At 67.3% G+C, this 13,300-nt stretch carries 13 protein-coding genes; 6 read left to right on the top strand and 7 right to left on the bottom strand.

Going from position 1 to position 13,300, the window contains the following annotated elements:
• Positions 1-37 precede the first annotated feature (37 nt).
• The gene (locus ACODRV_RS07750; protein ID WP_488907935.1) at positions 38-1,003 is read left to right on the top strand and encodes a TraB/GumN family protein; all 966 of its coding nucleotides are present in this window, start codon (positions 38-40) and stop codon (positions 1,001-1,003) included.
• 41 nt (positions 1,004-1,044) lie between these two features.
• On the opposite strand, the gene ACODRV_RS07745 is transcribed toward ACODRV_RS07750, so the two are convergent.
• From ACODRV_RS07745 to ACODRV_RS07715, 7 genes are all read right to left on the bottom strand, one after another.
• On the bottom strand, positions 1,045-2,172 hold the full coding sequence (locus ACODRV_RS07745) for a pyridoxal phosphate-dependent aminotransferase (RefSeq protein WP_488907934.1): 1,128 nt from the start codon (positions 2,170-2,172) through the stop codon (positions 1,045-1,047).
• A 1-nt stretch (position 2,173) separates the two neighbouring features.
• On the bottom strand, positions 2,174-3,046 hold the full coding sequence (gene rsmA, locus ACODRV_RS07740; protein ID WP_488907933.1) for a 16S rRNA (adenine(1518)-N(6)/adenine(1519)-N(6))-dimethyltransferase RsmA: 873 nt from the start codon (positions 3,044-3,046) through the stop codon (positions 2,174-2,176).
• Positions 3,047-3,055: 9 nt separating this feature from the next.
• Positions 3,056-4,060: a 4-hydroxythreonine-4-phosphate dehydrogenase PdxA gene (pdxA, locus tag ACODRV_RS07735; RefSeq protein WP_488907932.1), complete on the bottom strand. Its 1,005-nt coding sequence runs from the start codon at positions 4,058-4,060 to the stop codon at positions 3,056-3,058.
• Positions 4,060-5,403, bottom strand: a complete 1,344-nt coding sequence (locus tag ACODRV_RS07730) for a peptidylprolyl isomerase (protein ID WP_488907931.1) — start codon at positions 5,401-5,403, stop codon at positions 4,060-4,062. The genes pdxA and ACODRV_RS07730 overlap by 1 nt, the downstream gene beginning before the upstream one ends.
• 101 nt (positions 5,404-5,504) lie before the next feature.
• Positions 5,505-7,892, bottom strand: coding sequence for an LPS-assembly protein LptD (locus ACODRV_RS07725; RefSeq protein ID WP_488907930.1), 2,388 nt, complete (start codon positions 7,890-7,892; stop codon positions 5,505-5,507).
• A gap of 45 nt (positions 7,893-7,937) precedes the next feature.
• On the bottom strand, positions 7,938-9,068 hold the full coding sequence (gene lptG / locus ACODRV_RS07720; protein WP_141626451.1) for an LPS export ABC transporter permease LptG: 1,131 nt from the start codon (positions 9,066-9,068) through the stop codon (positions 7,938-7,940).
• Positions 9,065-10,198: an LptF/LptG family permease gene (locus ACODRV_RS07715; protein ID WP_488907929.1), complete on the bottom strand. Its 1,134-nt coding sequence runs from the start codon at positions 10,196-10,198 to the stop codon at positions 9,065-9,067. Before ACODRV_RS07715 ends, lptG begins: the two co-directional genes overlap by 4 nt.
• Positions 10,199-10,332: 134 nt before the next feature.
• On the opposite strand from ACODRV_RS07715, the gene ACODRV_RS07710 reads away from it, so the two are divergent.
• From ACODRV_RS07710 to ACODRV_RS07690, 5 genes are all read left to right on the top strand, one after another.
• Complete coding sequence (locus tag ACODRV_RS07710) at positions 10,333-11,808, top strand: leucyl aminopeptidase (protein WP_488907928.1); 1,476 nt, start codon at positions 10,333-10,335, stop codon at positions 11,806-11,808.
• 84 nt (positions 11,809-11,892) lie between these two features.
• On the top strand, positions 11,893-12,351 hold the full coding sequence (locus tag ACODRV_RS07705) for a DNA polymerase III subunit chi (protein ID WP_488907927.1): 459 nt from the start codon (positions 11,893-11,895) through the stop codon (positions 12,349-12,351).
• A gap of 14 nt (positions 12,352-12,365) precedes the next feature.
• On the top strand, positions 12,366-12,671 hold the full coding sequence (locus tag ACODRV_RS07700) for a hypothetical protein (RefSeq protein ID WP_488907926.1): 306 nt from the start codon (positions 12,366-12,368) through the stop codon (positions 12,669-12,671).
• Between the two features lie 25 nt (positions 12,672-12,696).
• Positions 12,697-12,987 (top strand): I78 family peptidase inhibitor, encoded by a 291-nt coding sequence (locus ACODRV_RS07695; protein ID WP_488907925.1) that lies wholly within the window; start codon positions 12,697-12,699, stop codon positions 12,985-12,987.
• Positions 12,978-13,250, top strand: a complete 273-nt coding sequence (locus ACODRV_RS07690) for a peptidase inhibitor I78 (RefSeq protein WP_488907924.1) — start codon at positions 12,978-12,980, stop codon at positions 13,248-13,250. Before ACODRV_RS07695 ends, ACODRV_RS07690 begins: the two co-directional genes overlap by 10 nt.
• Positions 13,251-13,300 lie beyond the last annotated feature (50 nt).

Here is a 13,300-nt window from a genome sequence, read left to right as displayed (position 1 = left end):
GCGACCTCACCCGAACATCTTGAAAAGGAAGACGATAATGAACCTCCAGATCGCTCTGGGGCGCGCCGCCTCACGCCTCGAAACCGCCGCCGCCGGTCTCCTGATCGGTTTGGCCGCCGGGACCGTCCTGCTCGCCGTCCCGGCCCATGCCGCCGAGGCTCCTAGTCAGGCTGCCCCGGCCCCCGTCGCCCGCGCGCCCGGCGATGGCCCCGCCCTTTGGGCGGTCCGCGACGCCGACTCCACCGTCTATCTGTTCGGAACCGTCCATATGCTGAAGCCCGGCACGGCCTGGGGCTCGGACAAGGTCGACGCCGCCTTCGACAGCGCCTCGGAGCTATGGCTCGAAGTCACCAACCCGGAGGACCAAAGCGAGATCGGTCCGCTGGTCCAGCAGTACGGCCTGTCGCCGGATCGCCCCCTGTCCAGCTGGCTGACCCCGGAGGAGAAGGCCCGGCTTGATTCGGCGGCGACCGCAGCTGGCGTGTCTCCGGCCCAGATCGACCCGGTGCGTCCGTGGCTCGCCGCCGTGATGATCTCCAGCGCCCCGCTGAGGGCGGCGGGTTTCGACCCGGGTCTGGCGGTCGAGCTGAACCTGCGCGGTCGCGCCGAGGCCGCGGGAAAGCCGGTGCGCGGGCTGGAAACCATAGGTCAGCAGATCGGCGGGTTGGCCCGGATGAGCGATGAGGGCCAGCGGGTCTATCTGCGCCACTATCTGGCGACATGGGACCGCTCCCCCGCCGATCTGGACCGCGCCGTCGCCGGCTGGGCGTCCGGGGATGTGTCCGTGATGGCCGACTTCGCCCGCGAGAATGGCCGGGCCATCTCCGAGGAGGCCCACCAGATCTTCCTCGTCCGCCGCAACGCCGACTGGGCGAGCCAGATCCAGACCCTGATGCAGGGTTCGGGCGTCAGCTTCATGGCCGTGGGCGCCGCACACCTGGCGGGCGACGACAACCTGCAGCAGATGCTGACGGCCCGAGGGCTGACGGTGACGCGGGAATAGGTCGCCGGGAAGGGGAGGGGGCGAACGCCGCCTCCCATCGGCTATCGTGAGACGAACCACGCCTCCATCCGCCTCAGCGCCTCCTCGACCTCCGCGGTCGATACGGCGAAGCTGACGCGCATGAAGCGGTTCCCGTGGACCGGGTCGAAGTCCACCCCAGGGGCGGTCGCCACCCCGGTGTCGCGCAGCAACTGCTCGCAGAAGGACAGGCTGTCGTCGGTCAGGTGGCCGATGTCGGCCCAGATGTAGAAGGCGCCGTCGGGAGGGGCGATGGAGCGCAGGCCCAGGGCGGGCAGGGCCGCCAACATCCGCTCGCGATTGCGGGCATAGGTGGCGACGTAGCCTTCCAGCACTTCGGTCTCATCCATCGCCGCCAGCCCCGCGTGCTGGGCCAGCGAGGGCGCGGTCAGGAACAGGTTGCCGATGCGGGCGCGACAGGCGGCGACACTGTCCTCCGGCGCCACCAGCCAGCCCAGCCGCCACCCCGCCATGCTCCAGTATTTGGAGAAGCTGTTGATCACAAAGGCGTCCGGGGCGAACGACAGCATCGACGGCGTCGGCCCGACGTAGCTGAGCCCGTGATAGATCTCGTCCGAGATGATCCGGATGCCCCGCTCAGCGCAGACGGCGGCGATGGCGGCCAGTTCATCCTTGGCGATGATGGTGCCGGTCGGATTGGCCGGGCTGGCGACGATCAGGCCCGCGGGCGCCGGATCGAGCGCCGCCACGGCCCCGGCGGTCAGCTGGAACCGCACCTCGGGGCCGCAGTCGATCTCGACCGGGACCATGTGCAGGGCCTTCAGGGTGTTCCGGTAGGCGACATAGCCGGGCCGGGCCAGGGCGATCCGGTCGCCGGGCGCGAACGCCGCGTTGAGGGCCAGCACGAGGGCGGGCGAGGCCCCGTTGGTGATCAGGACGTTATCCGGCTTGACCGTCGCCCCGTAACGCTCGTCGTACAGCCGGGCGATCCGCTCGCGCAGGGGCGTGCTCTCCCAGTACCCCATGGCGTCCGTGTCCAGCACCCGATGCGCCTCGGCGATGGCGGCGGGCGGCGCGCCGGTGGACGGCTGGCCGAACTCCATATGGATGATCGACCGTCCCTCGGCCTTCAGGGTGTGGGCCAGACGGCTGATGCCGATGGCGCGGAACGGGTCAATGTCGGCGGTCACGTCAGGTCCGCTTGCGTCGCATCAGGGGCGCGCCGCCGTCCGTCGGAGCTGTCGGCTGCGCCTGTCCGGCGAAGGCGCGGGCCAGTCGCAGGAAGCCTTCAAGGCTGATCACCTCGGCCCGGTCTTCCGGCGAAATCCCGGCGGCCTCGCACAGCTCCGCGCCGCCCAGCTGCTTCAGGCTGGAGCGCAGCATCTTGCGGCGCTGGCCGAAGGCGGCGGCGGTGACCCGCTCCAGCGCCTTCAGCAGGGCCTTGCCCGGCCGATCCTCGCGCGGGACCAGATGCACCACGGCGCTGGCCACCTTCGGCGGCGGGGTGAAGGCAGCGGCGGGCAGATGCATCACCAGCCTGGCCTCGGCCACCGCCTGCGAGATCACGGCCAGACGGCCATAGGCGTCCTCGCCCGGCTTGGCCACGATCCGCTCGGCCACCTCCTTCTGGAACATCAGCGTCAGGGAGGCGGGCGTCCACGGTCCGGTCAGCCACTTGATCAGCAGCGGCGTGCCGACGTTGTAGGGCAGGTTGGACACCAGATGCGCCGGTCCCTCGACCAACTGGTCCTCACGCACGTTCAGCGCATCGGCCTCAACCACGGTCAGCCGTCCGGCGCCGTCGTCGAGTTCATTGAGCAGGGGAATGAAACGCGGGTCCTTCTCGACCAGCACCACCTTGCCCGCGTCGCTCTCCAGCAGCGCCCGCGTCAGGCCGCCGGGACCGGGACCGACCTCGATCACCGGACGCCCCTCGAACGGTCCGGCGAAGCGCACGATCTTCCGGGTGACGTTCAGGTCCAGCAGGAAGTGCTGACCGAAGCTCTTCTTGGCGGCGAGCCCGTGGGCGTCGAGATGTTCGCGGAGGGTGAGGTCAGTGGTCACAGACGCTGACTAGCGCACCGCGCGCGCCGCCGCCATCACCCCGGCCAGCCGGATCGCCGCGATCAGGCTGTCCGGGCGGGCGAGGTTCTTGCCGGCGATCTCGAAACCCGTGCCGTGGTCCGGCGATGTGCGCACCACCGGTAGGCCCAGCGTCGCATTGACCCCGCCCCAGAAGTCCAGCGTCTTCACCGGGATCAGGGCTTGGTCGTGATACAGGCAGATGGCGGCGTCATAGGTGGCGCGCGCCTCTTCGTGGAACATGGTGTCGGCGGGCAGGGGGCCGGCGATGATCAGGCCTTCCTCGCGCAGGGCCTCCAGCGCGGGGGCGATGATCTCGATCTCCTCCAGCCCCAAGGCCCCGCCTTCGCCCGCGTGTGGGTTCAGGCCCGCGACGGCCAACCGGGGGCGGGCGATGCCGAAGTCGCGTTTCATCGACTCGTGGACCACGCGGGCGGCGCGCTGGATGCGCTCGGCGGTGACCAGTTCGGGAACCTCGGCCAGCGGCGAATGGATGGTTACCAGACAGGCGCGCAGGTCGCGCGCCGTCAGCATCATGACCGGCCCCCGTGTGCCGCCGAACGGGACGTCGGCGGTCAGTTCTGCGATGAACTCGGTATGGCCCGGAAAGCGGAAGCCGGCGGCATAGAGCGGCGCCTTGGCGATCGGGGCGGTGACGACGCCCGAGGCTCCGCCGGACAGGACCAGATTGACAGCCTGTTCGATCCAGTCGGCGACCGGCCCGGCGTTGATCGGGCTCGGAGCGCCGGGCGTCACCGGACCGGGCAGAGGCTGGTCCAGCACCGGAATGGCGCGGGCGAACACGCCGGGCGCTTCGCTGATGTCGGGAATGGACTGGACCGGTTGGCCTTGCGCACGCAGCAGGGCGGCGTCGCCGATCACGGCGAAGACCGGGCCGTCGGCTTTCAGGGCGGCCCACGCCTTGGCGATGATCTCCGGCCCGACGCCCGCCGGCTCCCCCATCGAGAGCGCCAGCGGGGCGGACGGAGGCGTCATCAGTTCTTGTACTCGATCAGGGCGTCGTCACGCAGGTCGCGCATATAACGGCGGCCCAGGGTGGCGATGTTCTGACGGAACAGCTGGTTTTCGACGGTGCGGGCGTCCGGAACTTCGGTTCCGCCGACCCGACGACCGCACACGGCCAGCAGGTGAATGCCCAGCGGCGTGCGAACCGGCGAACTGATCGAGCCGATCTCGGCCGAGCGGGCGACTTGTTGGAACTGCGGGGCCAGGTTCTGGACGTCGGTTTCGCCCAGATCAGCGCCAAGCAGGCCCTGCTCGGAGCGGGCGCGGGTCAGGATGTTGTCGCAGGTCAGCTGGCCACGAATGGCCTCCAGACGTTGCGTGGCGGCCGTCACCTCGGCTTCGGTGGCGGTCTCCGGCAGTTCGACCATCACCTGTCTCATCGACACCAGGCTGGCCGAAGCGCCGTCACGCTTGTCGCGCATGTAAACGATATAGACACCGCCTTCGACCGGGATCGGACGCGACAGCTGTCCGGGCGCCAGTTGATCCAGCGCGGTCTGGAGGTTGGGCTGGACGGTGCCTTCGACGACCCAGCCGGCGTCACCCCCGCGGGTAGCCGACGGCGCGGCGGAGAACTGCTGGGCGACCGCCTGGAAGGGCGCGCCCTGCACCATCTGGGACACCAGCTGGTTGGCGCCGTTGAGCGCCGCCTGCTGCCCGCCGACGCGGCTGGCTTCGATGTAGATCTCGCCGATCAGATACTGCTTCTTGGTCGCGGCTTCGTTGATCTGGCGAAGAGCGGCGTCGACCGCCGCCCGGCTGACGCGGGCGCGGCTCTGGAAGCGCCCGCCGACCAGTTGCGACCAGCCGATCTGGGTGCGCAGTTGTTCGCGGAAGGTCTGGGGACGGATGCCGCCCTGCGCGAGGTACTGGAGGTAGTTCTCGCCGCTGGTGCCGACCTCCTGCGCCATGGACGCGATTTCGCGATCAACTTCTTCATCGCTGACGACGAGTTCTTCGTACTTGGCGAGCTCCTGACTCTGCAGGCGTTCGTCAATCAACGCGTTCATCGCCTGCTGCTGGATCGCCGGGATGTTTTCGGGCGTCGGCTGGACCTGCGTCATGGCGATGAGCAGCAGCATGCGCTGGCGCAGGTCATAGCCCGTGATGACGCTGTCATTGACAGTGGCCAGAATGCCATCGGCCATCTGGAACTGCGGCGCTGCCGCCGGAGCGGCCGGCGGGGCTTGTCCGGCGGCGGGGTTCAGCGTGCCCGCGGCGGCGGGAGCTTGTCCCGGAGCGGTCTGGGCTACGGCCGACCCGGCCAGCAGGGCGGCCATGGCCACGCCCGTCAAATAACGCTGCAAACGCATTTCAGTCCTGGTTCCTCATGCGGCGCCGCCGGTTCGACCGCGGGGATTGCACGCATCGCGCAGCCCGAGTCGCGCGTCGGTCAGCGCCCGTCGCCCTGTCCTTACCCTGTACCGCCGAAAGTGGCGAGGTTTAGGCGGATATAGATACCCTCCGAAGGACCACTGGGGCGGACCTGTGTGTTGTCTCTGCGCCACCCCAGCTCGAAGCGGAAGCAATCGTCGTCGAACAGGAGGCCGACTTCCGAGCGGGTGATCAGGTTCCGTTCCATGTCGGCGATGCCTGAAGCGGCGATGCCCCAGTTGCCGTAGATGAACTGCTGACCGGCGAGCTGAACGAATTCGTAGTTACGGCTGTCGGCGCTCGCGAGCGGATTGGAGCGGTCCACCACATAGCTGAGGGTCGCCAGATTGCGACGGCCCCAGCGGCCATCGACGGCGACTTCAGCACGGCGGACGTCGCCGGATGAGTCGATCGTCGCGTGCGCCCAGCCGCGGATACGGTCTGACGGGGAGAAGCTGCCCTGAACCACCCAGTCGGAGGTATCGGCTGACAGGCCGCTGGGATCATACAGCTGTCCGGGCGCTCCGCCGGGAACGGGGGTGAGGAAGGCGGTGTCGGCTTCTTCACGGAAGCTGCGGCCCACGAACAGGCTGGCCTGACGACCGTCGCCCCAGCGGAGGGTCGCCCGACCGCCGGTGGTGAAGCGCATTCCGCCTTCCAGCTGGTCATAGCCGGGGAAGCGATCGACGCGGAACAGCGAGCTCTCGTCGAGCTCCAGCGCGGGGCTGTCCTCGTTCGGGATGCGGGAGTCATAGTCCGGATCGGTCGAGATCGACAGCTGGGCCATCGGTTCGAGAATCAGGTCGGCCCCGGCGCCGATGCGGCGGATCAGAGGGAAGGAGACGTCCACGCCCGCGGTTGCCCGGCTGCGGGTGATCGTGCCGCCTTCAACCCCCATCATCGGCGGCAGGTCGCTGATCGAATAGAGGTCGGCGCGCAGGTCGATAAACGGCTCGAACCGGAGTCCCGCCGAGGTGATCATCGTCCGACGCCATTCGGCCTGACCGGTCACGCGGCGTGTATCCACGCCGGGATAGCCGATCGTCGGGACAGCGGGGATGATCTCGGGCCGCAAAACGGGGCTGCCGATATAGTCGTCACGCGACAATGCCACGGCCGAACCCCGCAAACGCAGACGACCGCCGAAGACCGGGCCATCCGGTTCCCAGCGCGCGTCGATCAGCGGGGCGACGAGCGGAAGCTCTCCGTCGCTCTCAAAGATGTTCAGGGCCGGATTGGCGAAGTCGAATTCCTTCACCCGAAGGCTCTGGATGCTGAACGCCGCGACCGACAGGTAGGATCGTTCGGTCTGGCGCTCGGCGTAAAGCTGCGAGATCAGCCGGCGCTGGTCGCCGTAATACAGACCATTGTCCTGATACGGATCACGCACATCGTAACGGTCGAACAGCGTCTTGTCGGAGGTGCGCTCGGCTGTGAAGCCCCAGCGCCAGGGACCCTCGGGATCGAAGTCACCGTGCCCGAGGAAGTAACTGCGGTTCGTCCGGTCGCCGAAGGGCTCATCGCCGAAGTTGCGCTCATAGGTGTAGCCGCCGCGCAGGACGATCGTCCCGTCACTGAACCGGCGACGCCATTGCAGATTCAGGAAGGGGGCTACGTCAGTGTTGAACTGCGGGCTGATCAGCCAGTCCTCGGACGGCGAGATCACCTGAAGATAGGGCACCTCGAGGCTGTAGCCGCGACCTTCATCGTAGCTGGGCACAGGAACCAGGAAGCCTGAGGCGCGGTCGACGGTCGGGTCCGGGTGCGAGAAGACCGGCATATAGAAGACCGGCACGCCGCCGATGCGGAACACCGCGTTCCGGTACAGGATGGCGCGCAGGCTCTCGTCCTGTACGACTTTTTCCGCCTGGATGGAGATGCTGGGCTGCTTCGGCGACCCGTCCGTGTCGCAGATCGGGCACGGCGTGAAGATCGCGTAGTTGAGCTCGTTCAGGTTCTCGCCGCGACGCACCGCCGTGGCGGCCATCAGGCTGGCGCCGTTCCGGAATCGGGTCGCGAAATCGACCGCGACACCCGCCCGCAGCTCGGAATCCAGCTGGAGTTGGCTGGCGAAGACCTGATTGCCCGCATCGTCGGTGAACTCGACCCGGTCACGCGCGCTGGCCACGCCGAGGTTCAGGTCGTACCTGAATTCACCGGCCCGCAGGGTCGTGTTGCGGAAACGGGCCAGCACGCGTTCCTCGCCGTTGCTGGTCGCGGTCAGGGTGTCGCCTGTCCGGATGGTCGAATCGGCCTCCAGATAGACCGCGTCGGGAGCCAGTCCGTCAGGACCGGGCTGGGCGGGCGCGGAAGACGCTTGCTGGGCGTAGGCCGCGCCGCCCGAGGCGACCAGCGCCACTGCTCCGACACCGGCGAGAAGCCGGCGGCGCAGGGCTGCGGTACGAAGCCGGCGGCGGTCAGGCAGCATGCAAGCTCACTCAGAAGGGTTGGCGAAGGCGAGGCGACGGATCGCTTAGCCGTCCTCGGTATAGAACAGCAATGTGAAGGCGGCGAGCGCCGTGAGCAAAGGCGGCAGCCATGCCGCCAGCCAGGCCGGAATCACTTCCGCGGACCCGAAGGCCGAAGCCGCCTGATTCACGAAGAAGAACGCGAAGCCCAGCACAACGGCCGCCGCGCTCATCCGTGCCAGGTCTCCCAGACGCATCAGACGCAGGGAGAATGCTGCCGCGAGGATCGACATCGCCGCGAACATCAGTGGAGTCGCCAGCAGTTGCTGCAGACGCAGGGCATAGGCGGTGGAGGAGAAGCCGGCGTTCTCGATTCGGGCGATCTGGGCAGGCAGGGACCAGAAAGACGTCGCCTGCGGTCGGGCGAACCGCTCGAAAGCCTCTTCGTCCGCAAGGCTGGAGGGCAGGTCGAGGGTGGCGTAGCGCACGGCCCGTTGCCCGATCTGGGCGCCGACCGCGTCTACCAGACGCCAGCGGCCGGCGCTGAGCGAGGCCGAGGCGGCGTCGATCCGTTCGGAGAAGGTGCGCAGTCCTTCACCGTCGTTGACATAGATGAAGAAGGTCACGCCCAGCAGGCGGCCGCCGGACCGATCCTGACGGTCGGCGCGGATGACCATCTGACGGGTGTCATCGCCCTCACGGACCCAGACCGCCTGAGTGCTGTCGCTTCCGGCGACGGATCCGGACAGTCGCGATCGCTCGCGCTGGAACAGGCCGTCGGCGGCGGAGGCGGCGGGGCCCAGCGCTGTGACGGTGAGAATGCCGAACAGGAAGGCGAAGCCCGCGGCGGGCAGGACGAATCTCCAGGCCGAGACACCCGCGGCCCGCATGGCGATCAGTTCGCTGCGCCGGTTCAGGCCGACGAAGGCCGCAAGAGTGCCAAACAGGAAGACGAATGGCAGCAGCTGGATAATCACCTGCGGTGATTTCAGCAGCATCAGGCCGAGGATGCGCAGGGCCGAAAGGTCCACATCCGAGCCCACGCCACGCGAAATCTCGACAAAGTCGATCAGCATGATCAGCGCCGAGATGACGCCCAGTGCGATCATCAGAGAGCGGGCCTGCTGCACCAGAATGTAGCGTTCGATCCGGCCCAGACGTAGCCAGGGCGCCTTCAGGGAGGTGCGGCTGCTCATGCGAACCTCGCTTTCAGACGTGCAAGCATCGGCGCGAGCCGGCTCCGGCGCGGCTTGAGCGAGCGGAACAGCACACGCAGGGCGATGGCTGTCGCGACGAGGGGCAGGACGTACTGGAGGATGTTCAGCCAGCTATTCCAGGCGCTGGCGGCCACAACGCCGTAGCCGAGGATACGGACGACGAGGAAGGCTCCGGCGGCCTTGGCGATACGCAGGCCATAGCCTGTCCGACTGAACGATCCACCCATCAGCGCGGCCAGCGCCATCGACATCGCCACCAGGGCATACAGCGGAGCGGACAGGCGCGAATGGCCCTCCGCCATCAGTTCACCGGCCGAGCCGACCTTCTCCAGATCGCGTGGCGAAGGATTGAACAACTGCGGAAGGTAAAGATCCGACGGCTTGTAGCGGACGGTGTCATTCACATCGACGTACTGCGAAAGCGGCAGATCCTGACGGCCGAAAGACAGATACTCCAGCACCCCGCGCGAGGAGTAGCGCTGCCATGAGCCGTTCAGAAGGGTCAGATATGGCTGCCCGTCGATCCGGCTGAAACGGGCCTCGGCCGCGTCCCAGGTCGTGGTCTTGTCGCCTTCCTGCACATAGACGAACAGGTTCTTGAGCAGGCCGTTCTGCTCGATCTGCTGGACGTAGACGGTCAGACCCTTCGGCCCCTGAACGAAATTGCCTTCCTCGACCAGCAGGGCCGCGAGGTCGGTGCGGACGGCGAAGGTCTCGTCGCGGGCCGCCCGCTGGGCCCAGGGCTGCGCGACCGTGGTGATGAACAGGGTCAGCAGTGTCGCGATAAGCGCCAGCTTCACCGCCGGACGTATAGCCTGCCAGCGGGTCACGCCGGACGCGAAGACCGCAGTCAGTTCCTGCTCCCGTTGCAGACGGGTCAGCGCGGTGAGCGCGCCGACGAACAGGCCGATGGGAATGATCACCGCCAGCAGCTGGGGCAGGGCCAGCAGGGTCAGCTTGACCATCACCCAGACGCTCTGGCCGCGTTCAACGATGAACTCCAGCTGGTCCAGGCTCTGGCTCAGAATCCCGATTCCGGCCAGCGCGGCGCACGCTGCCAACACAGGGCGGCCGATCTGCCGGAAAAGGTAGCCTTGAATCAAAGTCATAAAGGAACGGAAATCGCCCGTTGCAGCCAGCGGCGAGGGAGAGCATCTAATACACACCCGTTTGCGCCGGTGAAACCGCGCGAACAATCCCACTCGCACAAGACCGGGGCGTTACATCCCGGCGGGAGCAGTAAATGAAGATCGAATTCGTCGCCTCGGCCGCCGCTGCCGAGGTTCTGGCCGTTCTCGTACACGACGGCCGCGCCTTCGCCGGTGCGGGCTCGGCTGTGGACAACGCCGCCTCGGGCGCCCTGACCAAGGCCATGACGAACAGCCGCTTCACCGGCGGCTCGAACAGCACCCTGATCGTCGCCGCACCGGCGGGCGTGGACGCCGGAACCGTCGTGCTGACCGGCGCGGGCGCTCCCGACAAGTTCGACGACCTCGCGCTGGAGACCGCCGCCGGCGCCGCCTACCACGCTGTCAAGCTTTCGGGCGCGACGTCGATCACCATCGATGTCAGCCACCTGTCGGCCGATCAGGCCGCGCGGGCGGCCTTCGCGGCCCGTCTGGCCAGCTATCGCTTCCTGAAATACCGCACCACGCTGAAGCCCGAGAAGACGCCGTCCATCGAGACGATCAAGGTCGTCGCCGCCGACGTGCAGGCCGCCGAGGCCGCATACGTCAGCTATTCGGCCGTCGCCGAGGCCGTCGAGTTCTCGCGCGATCTGGTCGCCGAGCCCGCCAATATCCTTTACCCGGAAGAGTACGCCAAGCGCGTCAAGGCTCTGGAAAAGCTGGGCCTTGAGGTCGAAATTTTGGGCGAGAAGGAACTCGAAAAGCTGGGCTTCCGCACCCTTCTGGCCGTGGGTCAGGGCAGCGTGCGCGACAGCCAGGTCGTCATCATGAAGTGGAACGGCGGCGCCAAGGGTGAGCAGCCGATCGCCTTCGTCGGCAAGGGCGTGTGCTTCGACACCGGCGGCATCTCACTCAAGCCGGCTGACGGCATGGAAGAGATGAAGTGGGACATGGGCGGTTCGGCCGCGGTGGTCGGCCTGATGCACGCGCTGGCGGGCCGCAAGGCCAAGGTCAACGCCGTCGGGGTGATCGGTCTGGTCGAGAACATGCCGGACGGCAACGCCCAACGTCCAGGCGATGTCGTCGTCTCTCTGTCGGGCCAGACCGTTGAGGTGCTGAACACCGACGCGGAAGGCCGCCTCGTTCTGGCGGACTGCCTCTGGTACACCCAGGACCGCTTCAAGCCGAAATTCATGCTCGATCTCGCCACCCTGACCGGCGCCATGATCGTGGCGCTGGGTCTCGAGTACGCGGGTGTCTTCTCGAACTCGGACGAACTGGCGAACAACTTCCTGGCCGCCGGTCCGAAGGTCGGCGAGAACGCCTGGCGCATGCCGATCCCGGCCTTCTACGAGCGCCACATCGACACCCCGATCGCCGATGTGAAGAACACCGGCAACGGTCGCGCCGGTGGTTCGATCACCGCCGCCCTGTTCCTGCAGCGTTTCACCAACGGCACGCCATGGGCGCACATCGACATCGCCCCGACCGCATGGGTCAAGGACAGCCGCAACCCGACCGTGCCCGACGGCGCCGTGGGCTGGGGCGTCCGCACGCTGGACCGGATGGTGAAGGACTCCTACGAGTCCTGATCCCGGCGGACTTATTCTCCGCAAACTTTACGACCCCGTTCGCTGTCTCTGGATAAGCGGGCGGGGTTTCGTCATTCTGGGGTCATGGCGAACGGCCCCGAAATCTGGTTTTACCACCTTGAGCGCTCCACTCTCGGCCAGGTCCTGCCCGGGCTGCTTGAGAAGACCCGCGAGCGGGGGTGGAAGGCGATCATCCGGGCGACCGAAAGCCGAACCCTCGACGACATCGACGATCATCTCTGGACTTACCGGGACGACAGCTTCCTGGCGCATGGCCGGGTGTCGGAGCCCAATGCCGGACGCCAGCCGGTGCTTTTGACCGAAGGTCCTGAGAACCCGAACGCCGCTCAGGCGCTGTTCATCGTGGACGGGGCGGAGCTGGGCGATACGGAGAGACTGGAACGATGCTTCATCATCTTCGACGGACGCGACGAGGCGTCACTGCAAGGCGCGCGGGCCCGCTGGAAGACGCTGAAGGAGGCCGGGGCGAATCTGGCGTACTGGAAGCAATCGCCCGAGGGGCGCTGGGAAAAGGCGGCCTGATCGGTCTTATCGTTTTGGGCGCCTGTTCCTCGGCGGCGTCGGTCGCCGAAGCGCCGGCTCCACGTGCGATAGAGGAAGCCCGCCAGAACCAGCCGATCGGCACGCGCACGCCGCGCAACCCGGACGCCGACCTGTGTCGCGCCGGTGATCTGCAGTATCTTGTCGGTCGTCCGAAGACTGAAATCCCCGTGCCGGTGGATGTCGTTAACCGGCGCGTGACCTGCACCAGCTGCGCCGTCACCGAAGATTTTTCGCCGTACCGACTGAATATTTTCTTCAATTCGCAGACGAACCTTGTCGAACAGGTGCGCTGTGGCTGAGACAAACCAACAAGGGAGAGCACCGATGAGAGCCCTGATCCTGAGCCTGGCCGCCGCCGGATTGGTGGCGGGCTGCGCGCCGATGGCGTCTGACCCGGTCGCTGAACTGCCGTCCGATGGTCCTGCGGCCTGCAAGGCGGACCAGTATCAGCGCTACGTCGGTCGCAATCGTTCGGAACTGCCCGCGGCCCCGGCGGGGGAGACCTGGCGGGTGACCTGCACCACTTGTCCTGTGACGATGGATTACAACCCGCAACGTCTGAACATTGTCTATGATCAGGCCACGAGCGTGATCCGCGAGGTCAAATGCGGCTGATCGTCGGGACCGCGGTCGCACTGCTGGCCGGGGCCTGCGCTCCGGTCCAGCCCCCGGTTGAGCCGAGCGCGCCCATGGCTTGCGACGCCTCGGGCGCGCAACGACTGGTGGGCAGCCACGTCGGGGCCGTGGATTTCGCCGCAGGCGCCAACGTCCGCATCGTCTGCACCACCTGCCCGACTACGCGCGACTATCGTCCGGACCGTCTGAATATACGCTTCAACCAGTCGACGGGCATCATTGAGAGGGTGGACTGCGGCTGAGGCTTCAGGCTTGGCGAAGCCGATCCGACCCGCCACAGTGGCTCCGGGTG

It is taken from the genome of Brevundimonas sp. FG8 (assembly GCF_057808845.1).
Note: the sequence above shows the minus strand (reverse complement) of the source record. Positions and strands in the feature narration are given on the sequence as shown.

Excerpts from the sequence above, each read along its gene's own strand:
- ACODRV_RS07750 (WP_488907935.1), top strand. The coding sequence starts at position 38 with ATGAACCTCCAGATCGCTCTGGGGCGCGCCGCCTCACGCCTCGAAACC.
- pdxA (WP_488907932.1), bottom strand. The coding sequence starts at position 4,060 with ATGACGCCTCCGTCCGCCCCGCTGGCGCTCTCGATGGGGGAGCCGGCG.
- ACODRV_RS07730 (WP_488907931.1), bottom strand. The coding sequence starts at position 5,403 with ATGCGTTTGCAGCGTTATTTGACGGGCGTGGCCATGGCCGCCCTGCTG.
- ACODRV_RS07725 (WP_488907930.1), bottom strand. The coding sequence starts at position 7,892 with ATGCTGCCTGACCGCCGCCGGCTTCGTACCGCAGCCCTGCGCCGCCGG.
- lptG (WP_141626451.1), bottom strand. The coding sequence starts at position 9,068 with ATGAGCAGCCGCACCTCCCTGAAGGCGCCCTGGCTACGTCTGGGCCGG.
- ACODRV_RS07715 (WP_488907929.1), bottom strand. The coding sequence starts at position 10,198 with ATGACTTTGATTCAAGGCTACCTTTTCCGGCAGATCGGCCGCCCTGTG.
- ACODRV_RS07710 (WP_488907928.1), top strand. The coding sequence starts at position 10,333 with ATGAAGATCGAATTCGTCGCCTCGGCCGCCGCTGCCGAGGTTCTGGCC.
- ACODRV_RS07705 (WP_488907927.1), top strand. The coding sequence starts at position 11,893 with ATGGCGAACGGCCCCGAAATCTGGTTTTACCACCTTGAGCGCTCCACT.
- ACODRV_RS07695 (WP_488907925.1), top strand. The coding sequence starts at position 12,697 with ATGAGAGCCCTGATCCTGAGCCTGGCCGCCGCCGGATTGGTGGCGGGC.
- ACODRV_RS07690 (WP_488907924.1), top strand. The coding sequence starts at position 12,978 with ATGCGGCTGATCGTCGGGACCGCGGTCGCACTGCTGGCCGGGGCCTGC.